Genomic DNA, 21,301 nt, shown 5'->3' with positions numbered 1-21,301 from the left:
AGCTTCCCAACCGACCATTCGTTCGGTACCAGTGTGACGGGTTTCCGGGCGCCCGGCAAGACCCGCGACCCCGCCGCTCACACTCTTGACAGGGCGGCCACGCGGCTGGATTACTGGGCCGTGCCGCGCGCTAACCGAATGGTCGGTCGGGACAGAAGGTGGTGGGAAGGATGTCGCAGGCCACTGGGCCGACACCCACGGAGACGATGTTCTCCGCGGACGCGGCCTCCCGGGGGCTGGGCATCGAGCTGGTCGAGCACGGCGAGGGGACCGCCGTACTCCGGATGACCGTGACCCCGGCGATGGTGAACGGACACCGGATCGCCCACGGCGGCTATCTGTTCCTGCTCGCCGACACCGCCTTCGCCTGCGCGTGCAACAGCCACGGTCCGGTGACCGTCGCGGCCGGCGCCGACATCGTCTTCGTCGCCCCGGCCCGCGAGGGCGACGTCCTCGTGGCCCGCGCCGAGGAACGGGCCCGGTTCGGCCGCAGCGGCGTCTACGACGTGAGCGTGCGGCGCGGCGACGAGGTGATCGCGGAGTTCCGCGGACGCAGCCGCAGCGTGCGGGACACCGCCGAGGGCCGGACGCCGGGCACGACGACGAAGGAGTCGCGATGAGCAGCGAGCCGACGACCGGGGCGGCCCCGGCACCACGCCGCGGGGAGCCACTCCCCCACGACCTGCTGGACGACGCCGAGCGCCTGTCCCGGGAGCAGCTCGCGGAGCTCCAGCTGGACCGGCTGCGCGCGACCCTGCGGCACGCCTACGAGAACGTGGAGCTGTACCGCAAGAAGTTCGACGCCGCCGGGGTCACCCCGGACGACTGCCGCAGCCTGGCCGACCTCGCCAGGTTCCCCTTCACCACCAAGGCGGACCTGCGGGACACCTACCCCTTCGGGATGTTCGCGGTCCCGATGGAGCACGTACGGCGCGTGCACGCCTCCAGCGGCACCACCGGACGCGCCACCGTCGTGGGGTACACGGACAACGACCTGTCCATGTGGGCGGACGTCGTCGCCCGTTCGATCCGGGCCGCGGGCGGGCGCCCCGGCCACAAGGTGCACATCTCGTACGGCTACGGCCTGTTCACCGGCGGTCTAGGCGCGCACTACGGCGCCGAACGCGCCGGGTGCACGGTGATCCCGGCCTCGGGCGGCATGACGGCGCGTCAGGTGCAGATCATCCAGGACTTCCGGCCCGAGATCATCATGGTCACCCCCTCCTACATGCTCACCCTGCTCGACGAGTTCGAGCGGCAGGGCGTCGACCCGCGCTCCAGCTCGCTGAAGGTCGGCATCTTCGGCGCCGAGCCGTGGACCGAGGAGATGCGCCGCGAGATCGAGGAGCGCGTGGACATCCACGCCGTGGACATATACGGACTGTCCGAGGTGATCGGCCCCGGTGTGGCACAGGAGTGCGTCGAGACCAAGGACGGGCTGCACGTGTGGGAGGACCACTTCTACCCCGAGGTGGTGGACCCGCTCACGGACGTCGTGCTGCCCGAGGGCGAGGAGGGCGAGATCGTCTTCACCTCCCTCACCAAGGAGGCGCTGCCGGTCATCCGCTACCGCACGCGCGACCTTTCACGGCTGCTGCCGGGCACCGCCCGCCCCGCCTTCCGCCGGATGCAGAAGGTCACCGGCCGCTGCGACGACATGATCATCTTGCGTGGCGTGAACGTCTTCCCCACCCAGATCGAGGAGATCGTGCTGCGCACGCCCGGCGTCGCCCCGCACTTCCAGATCCAGCTCTCCGAGCGCGGCCGGATGGACCACATGACCGTGCGGGTCGAGGCCCGCCCCGACGCCGGTGCCGAGCAGCGAGAGGCCGCCGCCCGGGCGATCGTCCAGGGCGTCAAGGACGGCGTCGGTGTCACGGTCGAGGTGGAGATCGTCGCGCCGGAGACCCTGGAGCGCTCCCTCGGCAAGCTCCGCCGGGTCAGGGATCTGCGCGGCGCGTGAAACGTGAGGACGAACACGTCTGTTCGTCACGCGTGCTGGTGTGCCACGGGATGCGGATGGGCAGTCAATGCGTGATCGGGGGAGGTCTGGTCCGTCCTGGGGGGAATTCCCGTGCGCGTGTGTGTGATCGGTGCAGGTCTGTCGGGGTTGGCGGTGGCGCACTCCCTCAAGGAGCGCGGCATCGGCGTCGTCTGCCTGGAGAGGGCGCCCGACGTCGGCGGGATCTGGCGGCAGCCGCAGGCCGGCGAGCGGGGGCCGGGCTACCTGTCGCTGCACCTGAACACGGCGAAGCAGCTGACCGGTTACACCGGCTTTCCCATGCCGTCCTCGTATCCGCTCTACCCCCGGCACAGCCAGGTCGCCGCATATCTGCGGTCCTTCGCCGAGTGGGCGGGCCTGCTCGACCACGTCGAGCTGCGGACCGAGGCGGTCTCCGTACGGCAGGACGCGGACGGCGCGTGGACGGTGGTCAGCCGCGACGCGGACGGCACCGAGTCGGCCCGGCGCTTCGAGCAGGTGATCGTCGCCTCCGGACATCACACGGACCCGGCCCTGCCCGACCCTCTCCCGCCCGGCGCCGACTCCTTCGATGGAACGATTCTGCACTCCCTCGACTACCGTGACGGCGCCGACTTCGCCGGGCGCCGGGTCGTCGTCGTCGGCCTCGGCGCGTCCGCCGTGGACATCGCGGCCGACCTCTCGCGCCACGCCGAGCAGACCGTGCTCTCGGTGCGGCGGGGGCTGCACATCGTGCCCAAGCAGCTCTTCGGGATGTCGGTCGACGAGATCGCCGAGGCCCCCTGGTGGACCGAGATGTCCTTCGCCGAGCAACGCAGTTGGGTGGAGCGGTCGCTGCTCGTCGCACGCGGCCGACTGGCGGACTACGGTCTGCCCGAGCCCGACCACCCGGTCTTCTCCTCCGCCGTGACCCTCTCGGACGAGATCCTCAGCCGGATCCGGCACGGCGCCGTGACCCCGAAGCCCGCGATCGCCTCCTTCGACGGCGACCGGGTCGTCTTCACCGACGGCACCTCCACCGCCGCGGACGCCGTCGTCTACTGCACCGGCTTCCACATGACCTTCCCGTTCCTGCCCGCCGGCTGCCCGGTGGCGGCGGACGGCTCGGTCGAGCTGTACCGACGGGTCGTCCCGGCCGGCCGGCCGGGTCTCTACTTCGTCGGGCTGGTCCGGCCCGTGGGCGCGATCACCCGGCTGGTGGAGGCGCAGGCGGAGTGGGTGGCGCGGATCATCGACGGCGAGGCCGAGCTGCCCGCGGCGGAGGCGATGCGCGAGGAGATCGGCACGTACCTCGCCTCCGTGGTCCAGCGCTACGGCCGGACCGAGGGCGCCTCGATCCAGGTCGACGTGGGCCCGTATCTGGCGGAGTTCCGGGAGTCGCTGCCCGTGTGACCGTCCCGCCGGGCGTCGCGCCCAGGGGCTCCCGGTGACGTGGACCGGGAGCCCCTGTGATGTGCCGGGCGGTCGGCTCAGTACACCGCGACCGGCCGCCGGACCGGCACCGCGACGGGCGGCCTGACCGCGTACGCCTCCGAGGAGAGGTACGCCGTCACCCGCGGCGGCCGGCCCCGCTGGAGCGCCAGCGCCAGGTAGGCGATGAGCCCGACCCCGTCCCCCGGCCGCCGGTCGGTGACGGCGGCCAGGGCCCGGACCAGCACCGAGGCGTCCATGCCGTGCTGTCGCAGCAGCCGCGACGCCCGTGCCAATGCCTCTCCGTCGTGCGGGGCGTAGTCCCTGACCGGGATGTGCAGGGTGAACCCACTGGGCCGGGGGTCCGCCGGGCCGGTGAAGGAGTGGCAGGACAGGCCGGGCCGCCCGTCGAGTCCCGTCGCCCCGGGCCCGGCGCCCGCGACCGTGCGGAAGAAGCCTTCGACCGCGGCCGGAACGGGCTCCGGGACCATGCGGGACAGCCTCCCGGCGCGCGCTGGGGTCAGGCTGTCGTGGCGCACGTAGACCTTCACCCGGGGTTCCGCCCAGTCCCCCAGGTCCAGGGCGAGGAACGGATGGCCGCTGCCCGGGGGCAGGTTGGCGTAGGCCCGGCCGAGCCCCAGTCGGCGCAGCGCCTCCCGCACCGTCGCGACGGAACGTTCCTCCCCGTTGGCGGCGGGGTTCAGGTAGACCTTGACCTTGGGCACACCGCCGGGTGTCAGCTCCAGCGCGCACCACAGGGCCAGGGGGCCCTGCGGAGCGGACGGCAGGAAGAGGTCCGTGACCTCGTCGAGCGGGCCGGTGCCGAACCGCCACCGGCGCGCCATCTCCCGGACTGTCTCCAGTCCGGCGCGGCCGTTGTGAGCCAGGCTGTCTGCGCCGCAGCCCGGTTCGAGGAGCACCCGCAGAACAGGTGCCGCGTCCGGCCGGAAGGAGAGGGAGAACTCGACCGGGGTGTGGTCGTCGGACAGGAAGGTGCGGTAGGGCGGCGGCAGGTGGAGCGGCCGTGCGGCCACCGGTCCCAGGGAGTCCGTCAGGACCCGTGCATAGGTCTCGATGTCCGCTGCGGCGAGGCCGGCGACCGCGCCGAGTCTTCGCAGCTGGCCGCCCGTGAGGGCACCGAGTGTCGGGGTGCCCCGCGGGTCCGTGCCCGTCGGCGCGGCGGTCACCGGCCCGTCCCCGGCCGGGGCCGCACAGAGCGATACCCGCCTGGAGAGGCGGGTATCGGGGGTTTCGGCGGTGGGAAAGCGGCGTTCGTGGATATGTGGTCCACGACACCTCCTTTTACTCGTAAGCAACTTGAATGCCGCGTTGCTCACTACCCGTGCCGTTCAACCTTCATGCGAAAGGGGCGGGTTGGGAGGGTGTTGTACAGATCACCGTGTGAGCCAGTTGAGAAACTGGCTCCACATGCCGCCGCGTTCGGCCGGCCGGGCCGGGGTCGCGTCCTCGGGTCCCGCCGCACCGGGGGTCGGCCGCGGTTCGGCACTCCGTCCGGTGCGGGCCGGGGTGAATCGGGCCGGCAGTGTGGCCAGGGCGCGGTTGAAGGGGCCCGGACGCCAGGTCAGGCTGTCCTCCGGGACGGCGAGTTCGACGTCGGGCAGCTCGTTGAAGAGGTGCTCGATGGCGGTGACCGTGATGTGCCGGGCGGGTTCCTTGGACGGGCAGGCGTGCGGTCCGGCGCTCCAGGCGAGGTGGGCGCGATTGCTGCCGGCCTGACGCGCGGCCCTGAGGGCCGGGCCGGTGTTGGCCGCGGCGAAGCCGACCAGCACGAGATCGCCCGCCTGGAGGTGCTGTCCGGCGAGTTCCGTGTCGGCGGCCGGGTAGTGCGGCGCGTAGTTCGACATGGGCGGGTTCTCCCACAGCGTGTCGTCCAGCGCCTCGTCGATCAGCCCGCCCTCGCGCGCGTAACGCTCGTGGGTGAGCAGGCGGTGCAGCGTGTTGCCGATGAGGTTGCGCAGCGGCTCGGCGCCGGCGCCCAACAGCAGGGCGAGCTGGTGGACCATCTCCTCGTCGCTGAGCCCCGCCTCGTGCCGCATCAGCCAGGAGGTGACGTCGCCGCCGGGCTTGCTCCGCTTGAGCGCGACGAGTTCCCCCACCGCCTGGAACAGCACCTCGGTGGCCTTCTCGGCGTTGACGCCGTCGAACATTCCGGAGATGCCGAACAGCACCCGGTCGCCGATGTCGGCCGGGCAGCCGAAGAGTTCGTTGAACACGAACAGCGGCAGCTGCTTGGCGTAGTCGCCGAGCAGGTCGGCGGAGCCGCGGGCGGCGAACTGGGAGATGAGGTAGCGGGAGATCTGCTCCGTGCTCCGGCTCAGCCGCCGGGTGTCCACCCGCGCCATGCTGTCGGTGACGGCCTGGCGGAGCCTGAGGTGGTCGGCGCCGTCGGCGAACATGCAGTTGGGCCGGTAGGCCAGCAGGGGCGCGACCGGGCTGTCCGGGCCGACCTTGCCCTCGTTGAAGGCCCGCCAGCGCCGGGCGTCCTTGCGGAAGGACCCGGAGTCCTGCAGCAGTTGGAGTGCGGCGGCGTAGTCCGTGACCAGGGTCGCCTCGACACCCGGGGCCAGTTCGACGGGCGCCGCGGCCCCGTAGTGGCGCAGGTGCTCGTAGTACGCCTGCGGGTCGGCGGCGAACTCCGGCCCGTGCAGCGGCACTCTGGCGCCGGAGCCGTGGGCCGGGCACCCGGGCGGCGGCACCGGGGCCGTGTCGTGAGCGTTCATGTCTGCTCCCAGCTCCTAGCGGGTGCGGTCCAGCAAGTAGCGGACGAGGGTGGTCAGTGCGGCGGCCGAGGACTTCTCGTCGCGGGCGTCGCAGGTGACGACGGGGGTGTCGTCGAGCAGGTCGAGCGCCTCGCGCAGCGCGGGCTCGTCGCGCAGTGGCGTGCCGTCGAAGTGGTTGACGGCGATGGCGTAGTCGAGCCCGTAGTGCTCGATGAGGTCGATCACGGGGAAGGAGTCCGCCAGCCGCTCGGGGTCGACCAGCACCAGGGCGCCGAGCGCGCCGCGTGCCATGTCCTCCCACATCTGGACGAAGCGCTGCTGGCCGGGGGTGCCGAAGAGGTAGAGGACGACGCGGTCACTGATGGTGAGGCGGCCGAAGTCCATGGCGACCGTGGTGGTGGTCTTGCCCTGGACGCCGCCCAGGTCGTCGACCGCCTCGGCGGCCTGCGTCATCGTCTCCTCGGTGGACAGCGGCTCGATCTCCGAGATGGAGCCGATGAGGGTGGTCTTGCCCACCGCGAAGTGTCCGACGACGAGGATCTTGACCGCGGTCTGGGTCGCCCCGCCGCGTACGTAGTCCCGCTCATCCAAACTTGGCGCGGAGCCCATTGAGCACCTCCTCCAGGATCTCCTTGTCCGCGAGCCGGGCGCGGGCCACCGGCGGGCGGGTCATGAGGTGCCCGCCCTCCATCAGGGAGGCCAGCAGGATCCGCACCACGCCCAGCGGGAAGTGGGTGTGTCCGGCGATCTCGGCGACCGAGAGGTAGCCGGCCGAGCAGAGGTCCAGCAGGCTCTGCTCCTCGGGGGACAGCCGGGCCGGCCGCCGGGTGTCCTCGGCGGAGGCGGTGACGAGGGTGATGAGGGAGAGGTGGTTCTCGTCGGGCAGGCCACGGCCCTTGGTGATGACGTACGGCCGTACTAACTCCGGCGCCTCGGGCTCCCAGCCGTCGTGGCCGGTCATGAGCGGGCGCCGAGGTTCTCGCGCGGCGGTGTCGTCAGCCGCTTGCCGAGCTGGGCGACGAGCTGCTGCATCCGGAAGGTGATGTCGGCCATGTCCACCTCGGGGGAGGCGGAGACACCGAGGTAGGCGCCCTCGCCGGCGGAGATCAGGAACACCCAGCCGCCGTCGAACTCGACCAGGGTCTGGCGCCAGGCCTGGCCGGCGTCCTCACAGAAGAAGGCGAGGGTGCGGCTGAGCGACTGCACCCCGCTCATCGCGGCGGCGACCCGGTCGGCGTCGTCCTTGTCGAAGTCCTGTGTCCGGGCCATCAGCAGGCCGTCGGCGGATATCAGGACGGCGTGCAGGGCGCCTGGAATCTCCAGGGCGCTGTCGAGCATCCATGACAGATCGTCGTTCACGAGACCTCATGTCCTTCGCTGCTGGCACCAGGTGTTCTGCGCGTCCGGTCGGTGCCCTCGGGGTCGGTGACCCGGCCGGACCGCGTTCCCCGCTGGAAGGCACCCATGACCTGTGCCTGCTCGGAGTCGGAGCGGCCCGCCGGGCGGGGGGTGGACTCGTTGCCGGGCACGATGGCCATCGGCCGCTTGCGGCGCCGCCGGGGCAGACCGTCGTCGGTCCGGGGCGAGGCGGGCGCGGCCTCGGGGCCGCCGTCCCGGACCGGCCGGGCCGTGCCGTGGGCGGCGGGGGCGGGAGCCTTCTTCTCCGGCATGCCGGTGAGCAGTTCGTGCGGCAGCAGGACCACCGCCCGTACACCTCCGTAGGGGGAGGAGGAGTCCACCGACACCTCGAAGCCGAAACGTTCACACAGCAGGCCGATGACGGCGAAGCCGAACTGCGGCGGATTGCCGAGCCCGGCCACCCCCGAGGCGCGCTCGGTGGCGAGCAGCCGGTCGGCGCGGGAGCGCTCCTCGTCGCTCATGCCGACACCGGCGTCGTCGACGACCACGCAGATGCCCTTGGGCACGGTCCGCAGGTTGATCTCGACGACGGTGTCGGGGCTGGAGTAGCTGGTGGCGTTGTCCAGCAGTTCGGCGAGGGCGAGGGCGACGGGTTCCACGGCCCGGCTGGTGATGCCGAAGTCGACCTGGGAGAGGATGTCCACCCGGCGGAAGTGCCGGATGCGCCCCTGCGCGCTGCGCACCACGTCGTACACCGAGGCGGTGTCGCGCCGTCCGCCCAGCCAGCCGTCGCAGAGCACGGCGATGGACTGGGCACGCCGGCCGAACTGCGAGTTGGTGTGGTCGATCTCCAGCAGGTCCTGGAGGAGCGCCGAGTCGCCGTACTTGGTCTGCAGGCGGGAGAGCACCAACTGCTGTTCCGCGGCGAGGCCCTGAAGGGTCCGCATGGCGGATTTCAGGACGGTCTTGGTCTCGTCCTCGGCCCGCTCCTGAGCGGCCTGCACGGACTTTCCGTAATCGTTCTCCAGCTCGGTGTAGTGGTCCCTGAGCCCCCGTACCTGCTGCCGCAACGCTCGGGCCGCCCTGCGCTGGCGGCTGATGAGCACGGCGGCGGCCACGAGGGCGACGAGGGCCACCCAGAGCAAGGGGTTCCCTGTGTATTCCGTCATAAGACTCTCTTCAGGCGACTGACGGCCGGCTTGCTGAATACCCGTCTACGCGGACGGCCGGTGGACCGCCCGCACCGGGGTAGCTGCCCGGGCTGTCCCTGAAGTCGGGGATGCCGTCTTTCACCCATCCGCCCGCTCCGTAAACGCGGTGATCGTATCACCGCATGATCAGGTGAATTAACGTCAAGAAGCGTCCATCCAGGACCGGTTGGAGACCACCGGACGTACCGCCTTTGTCGGTGGGTACAGTCGGCCCCGTGAAAGATGCACAAGACACCTTCCGGCCGGCCAGGGGCGCGGCACCGGACGGCCCGGGGTGACGCCCGAGGCCATGGCCGCGGTGTTCGCGGCCGGCGCCGGGGCGGGCGCCATCAACAGCGTGGTCGGCTCCGGCACCCTGATCACCTTTCCCGTGCTGCTGGCCACGGGACTGTCGCCGGTCACCGCCACCGTCTCCAACGCGCTCGGCCTCATCCCCGGCTCCATCAGCGGCGCCATCGGCTACCGCGAGGAGCTGCGCGGCCAGCGACGGCGGGTCCTCAAGCTGAGCGTCGGCGCCCTGGTGGGCGGTCTCGCGGGCGCCACGCTGCTGCTCGCGCTGCCGGAGGACGCCTTCGAGACGATCGTGCCGGTCCTGGTGGGCCTCGCCCTGGTGCTGGTGGCGTTGCAGCCCCAGATCGGCAAGTGGGTGCAGCGCCGCCGCGCGCGCACCGGCGCCTCCGCGCGCCGGGACGGCGGTCCGCTGCTGTTCACCGGCCTGGCCCTCGCCAGCGTCTACGGCGGCTACTTCACGGCCGCCCAGGGGATCATCTACCTGTCCCTGATGGGCATGCTCCTCGACGAGCCGCTGCAACGCCTCAACGCCGTCAAGAACGTCCTCGCCGCCGTGGTCAACACGGTCGCCGCGCTCTTCTTCCTCTTCGCCGCGGACTTCGACTGGACCGCCGTCGGCCTGCTGGCGGTCGGCTCGGCCCTCGGCGGGTACGGCGGGGCCAAGGTGGGCCGCCACTTCAAGCCCGTCGTCCTGCGGACGCTGGTGGTGACGATCGGCACCGTCGCCCTCGTGCAGCTCCTGCTGCGCTGACGGAGGGTTCGGGGAGGGACACGCCCTTGTGACGCTCGTAGCGCCCCCCTCCCATACCCAGGGCAGCGGGTCGCTGCCGTTCCTGGGTCACGCGGTACAGCTCCTGCGCGACAACCTCGGCTTCGTCGCCGCCCTGCGCACCACCTACGGACCCAGCCTCGACAAGGGCCGGTTCTTCGAGAGATGGGCCAGTTGCTGGGCGACTCCGTCGTGACCGCGGCCGGCCAGGCCCACGGCCGCAAGCGACGTCGACACCATGCGCGACGAGGCGGACGCCGCCGTCGACGGCTGGGCTCCCGGCCGCGCCCTCGACGTCCGCGAGGCGATGGTCGGCCTCAGTCTGGTACATGCCGGCCAAGACGGTGTTCTCGGGCAGCCCCGACGACGCCACCTTCGGCCGGCTGCGCGCCGACCTGTCGGTGGTGATGAACGGGGTCGGCGCCCGCGTCATGCCGCCCGACTGGGTCGAGCGGCTGCCGCTGCCGGTCAACCGCCGCTTCACCGCCGCGCGGGACGCCGTACGGGCCACCATCGACCGGGCGGTCACGGACCTCCAGGACTCGGGCCACGACACCGGCGACATGCTCTCCCCGCTCCTGTGCACCACCGACGAGGAGACCGGCCGGCCGCTGTCCGGGCACCAGATCTCCTCCGCGACCCTCACCCTGGCCGTGGCCGGCACCGAGGCCACCGCCTCGGTGCTCTCCTGGGTGCTGTACGAACTCGCCCGCCATCCCGAGGTCGGGACCCGGGTGCCGGCGGAGCTCGACGAGGTCCTCGGCGACCGGCCCGTGGCCTTCGAGGACCTGGGCCGGCTGCCGTACCTCGGGCGGGTCCTCGACGAGACCCTGCGGCTGCACCACACCGGGTGGCTCGTCACCCGCCGCACCGTCACCGAGACCCGGCTGGGCCCCTGGACGGTGCCCGCCGGGACCGAACTCGCCTACTGCCGGCACGCCCTCCACCGCGACCCCGTCCTCGTCCCGGACCCGCCGGCCCTCGATCCCGACCGCTGGGCCGGCTCCCGGACGCGGCCCAGCCAGGCGTTCCTGCCCTTCGGCGCCGGCAAGCACAAGTGCATCGGCGACCGGTTCGCGCTCACCGAACTCCTCACCGCCGTCGCCACCAACGTCCGGCGGGTACGCCTGGAGCTTCCGCCCGGCCGGACGGTACGCCCGGTCGCCGCCGCCACGGTCCGCCCGCGGACCCTGCTGATGACCGTCCGGCCCAGAGACGACACCCCGCCCTCCCGGGCCGCCCGAGGCCACGGGCCGCGCCGACGTCCCGACCGTCACCGCCGAGTACGGGGCGCCGCCCTCACCCGCCCGAGGATGACCCACGCCGTGAGGGGCGCCGCCCGGACCGTCGGGCGGCACCGCTCACGGCTGTCCGGGCCCTGGCGGTCACTCACCTCCACGACCGGGATCGCCGCGGGGCGTGGGCGGCACCCCCCGCCGCCCGAGACGCCCCGCGGCATAACGCCGCGTTATGGGAAGTCGGGACTGCCGGTGCCGCGGCCGGGCCCGGGATGCTGGGCGCCCCCACAGACCGAACACGCGCCCCGACGCGTGTCGTCGGAATCGAGGAGCCTTGCGAACCTCCAGACTCGTCCCCACCCTGACGGCCGCTCTCACGGCCGCGCTGCTGTCCGCCCTCGCGCTCGCTCCGCACGCCTCGGCGGCGGAGCCCCGGCCCGGTGACGGCGGCCCCCGGCCGATCATCGGCGGCGGCTACGCGCAGAACGCCCCCTGGGCGGCCCGGCTGTTCTCCAACGGCGCCCAGACGTGCAGCTCGACCATCATCTCGCCCACCTGGATCCTCACGGCCAAGCACTGCGTCGGAGGCGGCGGACTGTCCTTCCGTATCGGCAGCCTCGACCAGGGCTCGGGCGGCACGGTGGCGAACGGAGCGGGGACCACCACCCATCCCTCGGCGGACCTCGCGCTGGTGCGGCTCGACCGCTCCGTCTCCGCCTCCTACGCACCGCTCGGACAGCCGGGCACGGTGCGGGTGGGCCAGACCGTGCAGGTCTACGGCTGGGGCGCCACCTCGCGGTGCGGCTCGGAGATCAACTGCCAGTCCCAGTACCTCAAGGTCGCCAACCTGAGCGTCACCAGCGGGTGTTACGACGCCTACAACGGCCGGGCGATATGCGCCCGCCCCGGCGACGGCATCACCGCGGGCGGCGACTCGGGCGGCCCGATGATGGCCGGTGGCGTCCAGGTCGGCGTCGCCTCGACCAGCGACCGGCAGTCCACCACGGCCTACACGAACGTGACCGCCTACCGGTCGTGGATCCAGTCGGTGGCGGGCGTCTGACCCTTCCCCTCCTGCCCGGGGAACCCGACCGGTTCCGGCCTGCCTCCGTCACAGCGGGGGCAGGCGCAGGACGCCGCGCTCGTCGCGGATGTCGGTGCGGACGGTGACGAGGGCGGCGTCCCCGCCCTTCGGGTCCGCGGTGACCACGGCCGCCAGGTCCCCGAGGCAGCGTTCGGTACCGGCCGGCGGCCGGGCGCAGAACAGGACGTATCCCCGCGTCCGTTCGATGGTTCCCGGCTCCAGCCGCCACACCCCCAGGCCCGAAATGCCGGTCGTCACGGCGTCCGGATACCGCGGGCGCAGCAGCGGCAGGACCGCGGCGTCGATCCGGCGGGAGAACTCCTGCCGTTCCTCGAGGGGCGACACGATCCGCAGCCGGGCGGAGGCCACGTCGACGGTGCGGGCGGCGTCGCTCCCCACCTCGTAGGTGGCCACGTAGTACGGCTCGCTCGCGAGGGCCGCCAGCCGCGGGCCGTGGGTGAACCTCGGGACGGTGGGCAGCTCGCTCTTCGCGGCCGGCAGGTCACCGGCCGTTCCGGGAGCGGCGAAGTTGACGGACACCGACGCGATCCGCGTCGACGGGCTCCAGCGCCGGCCGTGACCCAGCGCTGCACACAGGCGCCGACACCGGTCAGCACCTCGTCGACGGTGCCGTCCGTCACCCGCGCCTCGATCCAGGGGGCGGACAGCACCACGTCCGTGGCCACGACGGGGCGTCCGCAGCCGTCGAAGGCCCCGCGCATCGCCCGCAGCCGGCCGGCCTCCAGCCGGGCCCGGTCGATGGCCTTGCCGAGCGCCTCCGCGCAGCTCGCGCCGCCGTCGCAGTGGTCCCTGGAGGCGTCGACCCGGAACCGCACGGCGGCGTCCGGGGCGTCGTCGAGGGAGAGGGTGACCTCCGAACCGGCGCTCTGCGGGAACAGGATCCGGGCACCGACGACCTCCAGTTCACCGGGGTACAGCTCCTCGGCGAGTTCCCGGGCCCACCGCTCGTCGTCCTCGGTGTCGAAGGCCGGCAGCCGCTCAGCACCACCCCGGCCAGCACGGCCGCCAGGCCCCCGCCGAGGCGCCGCGCCCACCGGCCGCTCCCCCGCCGCCTCGACCGTCGTCCTCGTCCCATGGCTCCCCCTCCGTGCCGCCCCCGACGACGTCACGGTAGGAGCCGGCATGCGCTCCGCGAATGAGTACGCGGACTCATCCGCGGTCTGAGTGCCACCGCCGGCCGTCCAGGCCCGTCCAGGCCCGTCCAGGCCCGTCCAGGCCCGTCCAGGCCCGTCCAGGGACCGGACGGCCCGACAGGCACATGGTGAGTACATCTACTGTGCCCGGTGTACGGCACACGTCCCGCGCGAAGGAGGCACGGCATGACCGGGCGGACAACCGGCTCGCAGGAGAACGAGCGGGAGGCGGCGGTGCTCCGCCTCCGGGACGTGCACGTCCGGCGCCTCACCACCGACCAGCTGATCCTCGACGGCATCGACTGGACGGTCCGGCCGGGCGAGCACTGGGCCCTGCTGGGTGCCAACGGCGCCGGGAAGACCACCCTGCTGGGGCTGCTCGGCGCACTCATGCACCCCACCGCCGGCACGGTCGAGGTCCTCGGCAGCCGGCTCGGCCGGGTCGACGTGCGTGAGCTGCGGGCGCGCATCGGCCATGTCAACGCCGCCCAGCGGGTGCCGCAGGACCTTCCCGCCCACGCGGTCGTGCTCACCGGTCACAGCGGCACCGTGCAGCCCCTGTGGCGGACGTACGACGACGAGGTCCGGGACCGGGCCCGCGGTCTCCTGACCGAGCTGGGCGTCAAGGAGCTGGCCGACCGGCCGTACGGCGTCTGTTCGGGCGGTCAGCGGGCGCGGATCCTCATCGCCCGGGCGCTGATGGCCGATCCGGCGCTGCTGCTCCTCGACGAGCCGTTCAACGCCCTGGACCTGCCCTCCCGCGAGGATCTCGTCGAGGCCATGCACCACCTGGCCGAGGGGCGCCCGCTCCTGGCCACCGTGACGGTCACCCACCATCTGGAGGAGCTGTTCCCGGCCGTCAGCCACGCGCTGCTGCTGCGCGAGGGCAGGACCCTGGCCCGGGGCCCCGTCGAGGACGTCCTGACCGACTCCCGGCTGACCGCCTGCTTCGGCCGCGGCATCACGGTGGCCAGGCGCGAGGGCCGCTGGTCCGCCCATTCGGGCCGCCGCGTTTCCGGAACATGACACGCCCACGAAGGCGTCGTTGCAGTCCCGGCGGAGCCGACCGATAGCCCTTGACCGGGTTTTACCCCCTGGTTAGCGTCCACGGCATGCGGAAATCCCGGCAGTTCAAGAAGCGGCGCGCCATCGATCTGATGCGCGTCGCCACCGCGGTGTGTAGCTGAACCCCACCGCCCGCTGCCCTCTTTCTCCCGCTCCCCGTGAAGGCCGTGATGACCGCCGACCTCAAGGCCCGGGCCGCGGCCCTCGGCCGGGACCCGAACAGCCCACGGTGCGCGGGCTCATGCACGGCCTCGCGGGCGCCCGCGGACACCGCGTGGTGGCCGGTGCCCCCGATCAGGTGGCCGACCAGATCCAGGAGTGGTTCGAGCAGGGAGCCGCCGACGGCTTCAACGCCATGCCGCCGTGGCTGTCCGGCGGCTTCGGCCTCTTCGCCGACCAGGTGGTACCGATCCTGCGGGCGCGCGGCCTGTTCCGCACCGCGTACGACGCGGCGACGCTGCGCGGGCACTACGGACTGTCGCGGCCGGCGGCGGCGGCCCTCCGCTGAGGGGCACTGGGGGGAGGTGCAGAGGGCGGCCCCGGACGGGTCCGCGTACCGGACGTCCGGGGCCGCCCCTCGGCTCCCCCGCCGGGTACTGCCCGTCCCCCGCCCGGGGAAAACGCCGGGCGGCCACGACCGGCCGCAAGTGCACGCCCACGGGTTACCCCGGTCAACACGGCGAACCGTACGGCGGGCGGTCCGTCCCTACGCCGCGTCCCGGGGCGGCGTCATCGCCCAGCGGATACCCGCGGTCACGGCCGAGCCGAGCGGGCGCACGCACACGCTCTCGGCCGGGGGAACGCGCGGCAGGCCCAGGGCGCGCGAGGCCCAGACCGGCAGCAGGGACACCGCGTTGGCGGCGACCACCCCGTAGGGCAGGCGCGCGAGCAGCGGGATGGGCGGCCTCAGCAGCAGGAAGCGGGCGGTGCTGCGTGCCTCGGCGGTCGCGCGCAGTTCGCCGCGGTAGGCGGCCATCCGCTCGGTGAGTCCGGCGAGGTCCACGGGCGGGTCCGGCACGCCGAGCGCGGTGGCGATGCGCGCCATGTCGGCCACGTAGCCGTCGCACCCGTCGTCGTCCAGGGGGTGGGCGCCGTACCGCTGGTGGGCGCGCAGGAAGCTGTCGGCCTCCGCCACGTGCACCCAGCACAGCAGGTGCGGGTCGGCGGCTGCGTACTCCTGGCCCTCGGCCGTGACGCCGCGCACCCTCTCGTGCACGGCCCGTACCCGCTCGCACGCCTCCCGCGCGCTGTCGGCCGTACCGTATGTGGTGACGGCGAGGAAGGTGCTGGTCCGCTGGAGCCGGCCCCAGGGGTCGCCGCGGAAACCGGAGTGCGCGGCGACCGCGGCCATGGCCAGCGGGTGCAGCGACTGGAGCAGCAGGGCGGACAGGCCGCCGATGAACATGGAGGCGTCCCCGTGCACCCGCCGGATCGGCCGCTCCGGGCCGAACCAGCGCGGGCCCGGTGTGTCGTGGATGCGGGCACGGTTGCCCGGACCCTCCGGGCCCGCCACCCGGGAGAAGATCATCTCCCCCAGCCGTGCGCGCGGGTCGGGGCGGCGGTCGCCTGGGAGACGTGTCATGTCTGCCGAGCCCTCCTTCGCCCTTCTGCGGCCGGGGCGGCTCACACTCCTACGTCTGCCCGGGACCGCCGGGCGGGAACATCAGGCGCAGCTCCAGGCGTTCATTCCCTGGATCCGGGCCAGGCGCTTGGCGACGGCGATCTGCTCGGCGCGGGTGGCGAGGTCCGCGCGCGGGGCGTACTTGCGACCGCCGGCGGCGATCCAGCTCGACTGCGTGAACTGCAGGCCGCCGTAGTGGCCGTTGCCGGTGTTCGCCTTCCAGTTGCCGCCCGACTCGCAGGCGGCGATGGCGTCCCAGTCGGTGCGCGGGCGGGCCGATGGTGAGGCGGCGGCTTCGGTGGTCGCGCCCAGTGCGGTCGTGGCGAGCAGGGCCGCCACGGCGATCCGGACCCCACGGCGGTGCGCGCCGCGCACGTCACTCCGATGAGCATTTCGTCTACAGATCATACAAGAACTGTTACCGCACGTGACGGTCTGATGACGCACCGTCCGCCGCATCCTTACTCCGGTCGGAGCACGCGAACCACCCTCCGGCCGGCATCCGCCTCACTTCGCCGTCGGTACGGACGCCGGGCTTTCCACCGCCGCCTCGGTGGCCAGGTGGTCCGGCACGGCCTCGGGGGTCGACGAGGCGGTTCAGCCGGCTGGGGACGTCGAAGCCGATCAGCAGGATGACCACCAGGGTCAGCGAGAAGGTGAGCACCGCGAGCGACTGGCCGAGCGACATGCTCGACGCCGGCCGGGCACCGAGCACGGGGGCGACGGCGCCGCCCAGCGCGCCGACGTTGTCGGTGAAGCCCAGGGACGCGGCACCGGGTCTCGGTCGGGAAGTATCCGGCGATGTACTTCGGCAGCGGTCCGGAGATGCCCTGCATGCAGGCGAGCATGAGGAACAGCAGGATGCCGAGGCCGAGTTGGCTGTCGCGGATCGCGAAGACGGGGTAGACGAAGGCGACGCCGACCGCCAGCGTGCAGGCGTACGCCCCGCGGGTGCCGAACCGGTCCCCGATGAAGCCGGTGACGATGCAGCCGGCCATCGTTCCGAAGTTGCACGGCGAAGGCGATGAGACAGGCCGTGGCCACAACCGAGAGGACGGGCACCGCTCCCGCGCCGAGCGGGGTGAAGACCGCGAACAGCGCTCCCGTGGCGACGACCGCGAGCACCGTGTCGACCGTCGCCCTGCCCCGGCCCGCGAACAGCGGCCGGAAGGGGTTGGGCCGCTCGCCCGTGGCGCCCACCCGGGCCTCCCAGTCGTCGGCCTCGGGCAGCGCCCGCCGCACCGGCACCACGTGCTCGTACACCTCGGCCGCCAGGACGCCGCCCAGGGAGAAGCCGGAGATGAGGAACCCGGAGGCGCGGTTGCGCAGCCGGGCGGGCCAGCTCTCCAGGACGTAGGTGGCGCCGGCGCTGTACTCACCGGCCATGCCCATGCCGATCAGCGGGCGGGCGGTGAACAGGCTGGTGTAGTCCCAGGCGAAGGTGCCGACGGAGTACAGCAGGATGCTGACCACCCTGGCGCTCTTGCGGCCGAAGCGGTCGCCGAGCGCGCCGAGCACGGCGCCGCCGAGCCAGCGGGTGATGAAGGCTCCGGAGACCAGGCTCGCGGACTCGACGGTGGACAGCCCGAAGTCGTCGGCGATCTTCCACCGGGTGCTGCACCGCTCCCTGGACAACGAACTGCTCAGTGAACTCCTCGACGCCTTCTGGAACGCCTTCCACCGGGTGCGCACGCAGGCCGAGGGGCTGGGTGCGGCGGCCGACGGCGAGGAGCCGGCCCGGATGCACGCCAGGATCGTCGACGCCGTGCGCAAGGGTGACGCGGAGGCCGCGGAGCGGGCCGTGCACCGGCACTTCGACGACATCCGCAGCCGCCTCTCGCGGCAGTGAGCGGACCCCTCGTTCGCGTGGAGAGAGGCGAGGACGTCGTCCGGTCGGGTGACGGCCGGCCGGGAGCGCCCCGGCACGCGCTCACGGTTTCGCGATGACCTCGATCTCTACCGACCCGCGTCCCCTGCGAACCGCCGACCTCGGCACGCTCGTCATCATGTCCTGGAGCCGTGAGACGCCCGAAGGCGACGTCCCCTTCCTCCTCGCCTGCTCCCTCGGCGACGGTGAGGGCGGCCCGGAGGCGACCCCGGCCGCCGTCGAAGAGCTGCTGAGCCGCTCCGGGATCGCCGTGGCCGACGGCGTCCTCGACGCCACCGGCCTGCCAGACCTGCCGGTCGGCCTGCTCGTCGTGCCCGGTGCGGCGGCCCTCACCATGCCGGGCGTCAACGCCCGGTTCGTGCCCACTCCGCAGTGGCGCGAGGCGGTGGACGAGCGCGGGTACGCCTGCCTCGTCTTCGCCACCCGCCCGTGGTCCGGCGGCGAGCCCGGCGAGGCCGAGGCGGTCGCCGCCTTCGCGAACCACGAGGACACCCTGCGGACGGCGGCGCAGCGCGTCCTGCCCGTGCGCAGCCTGCGGACCTGACACCGGCCGGCTCTCCCGGCCCGCCGCCGCGGATCGCCTCACGTCCACAACTCGCCGCTGTCGCACACCCGGGCGCCCATGTTGCGCTCCATCATGCGCAGGGCGGCGTCCGCGAGATCGGCGTGGATGTGGGCGACCGCGTCGCGCGGGACGATGACCTGGAGATGGCGGATGTGGGCGTCGAGCGCCGAATAGAGCACACACTGCTCGGTCACCTGCCCGCACAGCACGAGCCGGTCGATCCCCTGCTGGTGGAGGAGATAGGTCAGCGGGGTCTCGAAGAAGATCGAGTGGCGCGCCTTGACCACGAAGAGGGACGACTCGTCGGGCCGCAGCGGCTCGACGAGTCCCGCGTGCGGCCCCGAGAGGGCCTTGTCGAGGATCTCGCCGTGGTGCGAGCGCCACTCCCCGAAGTTGTCGTTGACGTAGATCACGGGGACGCCGTGGCGTCGCGCCCGCTCCAGCAGGCCGGTCAGCCGCGGCAGTACCGACTCCGCGGCCGGGATCAGCGACTCGGCGTCCTGATGGTCGTAGGTATTGATCATGTCGATGACGATCAGCGCGGTCTTGCCCATGCCGCCCAGATTGCCATCCTGACACGCCGTCGGATGGCTCATCTCGACCATCCGTGAATATGTCCGGCATATCTTACCGAATATGAAGAAATGCCATGTCGTGTACCTGGTGTGCACCGCAGCGATGATCGGTACGGGGCTCGGAGCGGCTCCCGCGTCCTCCTTCCCCATGACCCACGTGGTCTTCCCCGGAGAGTCGATCCAGAAGGCGGTGGACGCCGCCGAGTCGGGGGACACGGTCCTCGTCACTCCCGGCACCTACCACGAGAGCGTCGAGGTGAGCACCCCCGGGCTCACCCTGCGTGGCATGGGCCCCGGCACGGTCGTCAAGCCCAGCACGAAGAAGGCGGCCGCCAACACCTGCGCCGAGGACGGCAACGGGATCTGCGTGACCGGTACGAAGGACAAGAACGTCAAGGACGTCACCGTCGCCGACCTGACGGTGACCGGCTTCACCCGCACCGGTCTGTTCTCCATGGCCACCGACGGCCTGACGGTGCGGAACGTGACGGCCGTCGAGAACGGCGTCTGGGGCATCGCCCAGGAGCGGTCGGTCCGCGGCAACATCCGCGGCAACATCGCCCTCGACAACGGCGACGCGGGCATCTTCCTCGCCAACACCATCAAGGCCGAGGAAGGCGCCGCCGACACCGAGGGCACGGTCGTCGCGCACAACCGCCTCGAGGGCAACCGGATCGGCGTCACCGTCCGGCGGCTGCGCAACCTCGCCGTCGCGAACAACCACATCACCGGCAACTGCGCCGGGGTGTTCGTCGTCGGTGACGAGAACAAGCCCAAGGCCGGTGACCTGGTCGTGCGCGACAACCACGTCGTGCGCAACAACAAGTCCTGCCCGAAGACCGAGCGGCTCGACGCCCTCCAGGGCTCCGGCATCGTCCTGACCGGCACCGAGAAGGTCCTGGTCGCGGACAACACGGTGCGGGAGAACTCGGGCGAGTCCCCGCTGTCGGGCGGCATCGTCCTGTTCAAGAGCTTCGTGGGCGTCACCAGCGAGAAGAACGAGATCAAGGGCAACTCGCTGCGCGACAACTCCCCCGCCGACCTGGTCAACACCGAGACGGCGGCCACCGGGAAGAACAACACCTTCGAGGGAAACACCTGCGGCGCCTCCAAGCCCGCGGGACTGTGCTGACCGGCCGCCGTAGCCACTCGTGGACCGAAGAAGAAAGGATGGCGGCACATGACGACCGCACAGACCGCCCCACCCCCGCCCATGCGGCTGAGGGAGCTCGTGTTCGGCGCGGCATGTGCCGCCGCCCTCCGCACGGCGGCCCGGCTGGGTGTCGCCGACGCCCTCGGCGACACCCCCATGACCGTGGACGACCTCGCGACCGCGGTGAAGGCCGAGCCCAAGCCGCTGCGCCGGTTGCTGCGCGCCCTGACCTGCTACGGCGTCTTCGCCGAGCACAAGAACGGGACGTTCGCGCACACCGACATGTCCCGGCTGCTGCGCGAGGACGATCCGCACAGCCTGCGCTACATCACCCTGTGGTGCACGGAGCCGTGGACCTGGGACGCGTGGCCCCTGCTCGACGAGGCGGTACGCAGCGGCCGCAACGTCGTCGAGGGCCTGTACGGCAAGGAGTTCTTCACCTACCTGGGCGAGGACGCTCCCCAGTCGGCCGAGATCTTCAACCGCGCCATGACGACCTCCAGCCGGCAGTCGGCCGAGGACGTCGCGGCCCTCCTCGACCTGTCGGGCAGCTCTTCGGTCGCCGACATCGGCGGCGGCCAGGGGCACGTGGTGGCGAGCCTGCTGGAGAAGTACCCGTCCATGCACGGCACCCTGCTGGACCTGCCAAGGGTCGTGGAGAACGCCGACCCCCGGCTGCGCGAGGGCGGCGCGCTCGCGGACCGGGTGCGGATCGTGCCCGGGGACTGCCGCGAGGACATTCCCGTGCGGGCCGACGTGTACGTCATCAAGAACATCCTGGAGTGGGACGACGACAGCACCGCCCGCGCCCTGCGGGGCGTCATGCGGGCGGGCGGGCCCGGGGCCCGGGTCGTGGTCATCGAGAACCTCGTCGACGACACCCCCTCGATGCGGTTCAGCACCGCGATGGACCTGCTGCTGCTCCTCAACGTCGGCGGGGCGAAGCACACCACCGACAGCATGGTCGGCCGGCTGACGGAGGCGGGCCTCGTCATCGACGACATCCGCCCGGTCAACCCCTACCTGCACGCCTTCGACTGCACCGTCCCCGAGTGAACTGACGCCCGACCGGCGGCGCAAGCCCGCCGGCGGCGCGCACTCAACGAGGGGGACGGCGGGGGCGAGGGCGGCGCCACGGCGACGCTGCCGTTCGAGGCGGAAAAAGAAAAGAACAACCGCCCTAAGGAACTGACGGA

General features: G+C 72.4%; 22 protein-coding genes and 2 pseudogenes. 13 read left to right on the top strand and 11 right to left on the bottom strand.

Annotated features, from left to right (window positions below; all coding sequences use genetic code 11):
* Positions 1-170 precede the first annotated feature (170 nt).
* The 3 genes from paaI to ACFWR9_RS38100 all read left to right on the top strand — a co-directional run bounded on the left by paaI (position 171) and on the right by ACFWR9_RS38100 (position 3,373).
* Complete coding sequence (gene paaI, locus ACFWR9_RS38110; protein WP_383850913.1) at positions 171-620, top strand: hydroxyphenylacetyl-CoA thioesterase PaaI; 450 nt, start codon at positions 171-173, stop codon at positions 618-620.
* On the top strand, positions 617-1,963 hold the full coding sequence (paaK, locus tag ACFWR9_RS38105; protein ID WP_383850910.1) for a phenylacetate--CoA ligase PaaK: 1,347 nt from the start codon (positions 617-619) through the stop codon (positions 1,961-1,963). The genes paaI and paaK overlap by 4 nt, the downstream gene beginning before the upstream one ends.
* Before the next feature lie 111 nt (positions 1,964-2,074).
* A complete protein-coding gene (locus ACFWR9_RS38100; protein ID WP_383850907.1) occupies positions 2,075-3,373 on the top strand; it encodes a flavin-containing monooxygenase in 1,299 nt (432 codons plus the stop codon).
* A gap of 77 nt (positions 3,374-3,450) precedes the next feature.
* Here ACFWR9_RS38100 and ACFWR9_RS38095 read toward each other — a convergent pair whose 3' ends face one another.
* From ACFWR9_RS38095 to ACFWR9_RS38070, 6 genes are all read right to left on the bottom strand, one after another.
* On the bottom strand, positions 3,451-4,578 hold the full coding sequence (locus tag ACFWR9_RS38095) for a tryptophan dimethylallyltransferase family protein (RefSeq protein WP_383850905.1): 1,128 nt from the start codon (positions 4,576-4,578) through the stop codon (positions 3,451-3,453).
* Positions 4,579-4,785: 207 nt separating this feature from the next.
* Entirely contained in the window at positions 4,786-6,132 is a 1,347-nt protein-coding gene (locus tag ACFWR9_RS38090; RefSeq protein WP_383850903.1) for a cytochrome P450, read from the bottom strand.
* A gap of 15 nt (positions 6,133-6,147) precedes the next feature.
* Complete coding sequence (locus ACFWR9_RS38085; RefSeq protein ID WP_383850900.1) at positions 6,148-6,741, bottom strand: ATP/GTP-binding protein; 594 nt, start codon at positions 6,739-6,741, stop codon at positions 6,148-6,150.
* A complete protein-coding gene (locus tag ACFWR9_RS38080) occupies positions 6,716-7,093 on the bottom strand; it encodes a DUF742 domain-containing protein (RefSeq protein WP_383850899.1) in 378 nt (125 codons plus the stop codon). Before ACFWR9_RS38080 ends, ACFWR9_RS38085 begins: the two co-directional genes overlap by 26 nt.
* Positions 7,090-7,491, bottom strand: a complete 402-nt coding sequence (locus ACFWR9_RS38075) for a roadblock/LC7 domain-containing protein (RefSeq protein WP_383850896.1) — start codon at positions 7,489-7,491, stop codon at positions 7,090-7,092. The genes ACFWR9_RS38080 and ACFWR9_RS38075 overlap by 4 nt, the downstream gene beginning before the upstream one ends.
* Positions 7,488-8,660, bottom strand: coding sequence for a sensor histidine kinase (locus ACFWR9_RS38070; RefSeq protein ID WP_383850894.1), 1,173 nt, complete (start codon positions 8,658-8,660; stop codon positions 7,488-7,490). Before ACFWR9_RS38070 ends, ACFWR9_RS38075 begins: the two co-directional genes overlap by 4 nt.
* A 331-nt stretch (positions 8,661-8,991) precedes the next feature.
* Between ACFWR9_RS38070 and ACFWR9_RS38065 the strand changes: the two genes are divergently transcribed.
* The 4 genes from ACFWR9_RS38065 (at position 8,992) to ACFWR9_RS38050 (ending at position 12,063) form a co-directional block, all read left to right on the top strand.
* A complete protein-coding gene (locus tag ACFWR9_RS38065) occupies positions 8,992-9,744 on the top strand; it encodes a sulfite exporter TauE/SafE family protein (protein WP_383850891.1) in 753 nt (250 codons plus the stop codon).
* Positions 9,745-9,772: 28 nt separating this feature from the next.
* The gene (locus ACFWR9_RS38060) at positions 9,773-9,958 is read left to right on the top strand and encodes a hypothetical protein (RefSeq protein WP_383850888.1); all 186 of its coding nucleotides are present in this window, start codon (positions 9,773-9,775) and stop codon (positions 9,956-9,958) included.
* 133 nt (positions 9,959-10,091) lie between these two features.
* Positions 10,092-11,444 (top strand): cytochrome P450, encoded by a 1,353-nt coding sequence (locus tag ACFWR9_RS38055; RefSeq protein ID WP_383850885.1) that lies wholly within the window; start codon positions 10,092-10,094, stop codon positions 11,442-11,444.
* Complete coding sequence (locus tag ACFWR9_RS38050; RefSeq protein ID WP_383850882.1) at positions 11,335-12,063, top strand: S1 family peptidase; 729 nt, start codon at positions 11,335-11,337, stop codon at positions 12,061-12,063. Before ACFWR9_RS38055 ends, ACFWR9_RS38050 begins: the two co-directional genes overlap by 110 nt.
* Before the next feature lie 48 nt (positions 12,064-12,111).
* Here the strand turns inward: ACFWR9_RS38050 and ACFWR9_RS38045 are convergent, their stop codons facing one another.
* Positions 12,112-12,624 (bottom strand): hypothetical protein, encoded by a 513-nt coding sequence (locus ACFWR9_RS38045; RefSeq protein WP_383850879.1) that lies wholly within the window; start codon positions 12,622-12,624, stop codon positions 12,112-12,114.
* A gap of 800 nt (positions 12,625-13,424) precedes the next feature.
* On the opposite strand from ACFWR9_RS38045, the gene ACFWR9_RS38040 reads away from it, so the two are divergent.
* Both ACFWR9_RS38040 and ACFWR9_RS38035 read left to right on the top strand, forming a co-directional pair.
* Positions 13,425-14,264, top strand: coding sequence for an ABC transporter ATP-binding protein (locus ACFWR9_RS38040; protein WP_383850876.1), 840 nt, complete (start codon positions 13,425-13,427; stop codon positions 14,262-14,264).
* 256 nt (positions 14,265-14,520) lie between these two features.
* A pseudogene (locus tag ACFWR9_RS38035) lies at positions 14,521-14,811 on the top strand (LLM class flavin-dependent oxidoreductase); the annotation flags it as partial.
* A 198-nt stretch (positions 14,812-15,009) separates the two neighbouring features.
* Here ACFWR9_RS38035 and ACFWR9_RS38030 read toward each other — a convergent pair.
* From ACFWR9_RS38030 to ACFWR9_RS38020, 3 genes and pseudogenes are all read right to left on the bottom strand, one after another.
* On the bottom strand, positions 15,010-15,885 hold the full coding sequence (locus tag ACFWR9_RS38030) for an oxygenase MpaB family protein (RefSeq protein WP_383850873.1): 876 nt from the start codon (positions 15,883-15,885) through the stop codon (positions 15,010-15,012).
* An 81-nt stretch (positions 15,886-15,966) separates the two neighbouring features.
* Positions 15,967-16,332, bottom strand: coding sequence for a transglycosylase family protein (locus ACFWR9_RS38025; protein ID WP_383850870.1), 366 nt, complete (start codon positions 16,330-16,332; stop codon positions 15,967-15,969).
* Positions 16,333-16,431: 99 nt separating this feature from the next.
* A pseudogene (locus tag ACFWR9_RS38020) lies at positions 16,432-17,616 on the bottom strand (MFS transporter).
* Here ACFWR9_RS38020 and ACFWR9_RS38015 point away from each other — a divergent pair.
* Together ACFWR9_RS38015 and ACFWR9_RS38010 are read left to right on the top strand one after the other, a co-directional pair.
* A complete protein-coding gene (locus ACFWR9_RS38015) occupies positions 17,537-17,773 on the top strand; it encodes an FCD domain-containing protein (protein WP_383850867.1) in 237 nt (78 codons plus the stop codon). The pseudogene ACFWR9_RS38020 and the gene ACFWR9_RS38015 sit on opposite strands and share 80 nt — an antisense overlap.
* Positions 17,774-17,867: 94 nt before the next feature.
* On the top strand, positions 17,868-18,356 hold the full coding sequence (locus ACFWR9_RS38010) for a DUF5949 family protein (RefSeq protein ID WP_383850864.1): 489 nt from the start codon (positions 17,868-17,870) through the stop codon (positions 18,354-18,356).
* Positions 18,357-18,394: 38 nt separating this feature from the next.
* Here ACFWR9_RS38010 and ACFWR9_RS38005 read toward each other — a convergent pair whose 3' ends face one another.
* Positions 18,395-18,931, bottom strand: a complete 537-nt coding sequence (locus ACFWR9_RS38005) for an isochorismatase family cysteine hydrolase (protein ID WP_383850929.1) — start codon at positions 18,929-18,931, stop codon at positions 18,395-18,397.
* A gap of 82 nt (positions 18,932-19,013) precedes the next feature.
* Between ACFWR9_RS38005 and ACFWR9_RS38000 the strand changes: the two genes are divergently transcribed.
* Both ACFWR9_RS38000 and ACFWR9_RS37995 read left to right on the top strand, forming a co-directional pair.
* Positions 19,014-20,084 carry a nitrous oxide reductase family maturation protein NosD gene (locus tag ACFWR9_RS38000; protein ID WP_383850861.1) on the top strand — a complete coding sequence of 357 codons (1,071 nt, stop codon included), beginning with the start codon at positions 19,014-19,016 and terminating at the stop codon, positions 20,082-20,084.
* Between the two features lie 48 nt (positions 20,085-20,132).
* Complete coding sequence (locus tag ACFWR9_RS37995) at positions 20,133-21,161, top strand: methyltransferase (RefSeq protein WP_383850858.1); 1,029 nt, start codon at positions 20,133-20,135, stop codon at positions 21,159-21,161.
* Positions 21,162-21,301: the final 140 nt, after the last annotated feature.

It is taken from the genome of Streptomyces sp. NPDC058534 (assembly GCF_042717365.1).
In the GTDB taxonomy this organism is placed as follows: domain Bacteria; phylum Actinomycetota; class Actinomycetes; order Streptomycetales; family Streptomycetaceae; genus Streptomyces.
Note: the sequence above shows the minus strand (reverse complement) of the source record. Positions and strands in the feature narration are given on the sequence as shown.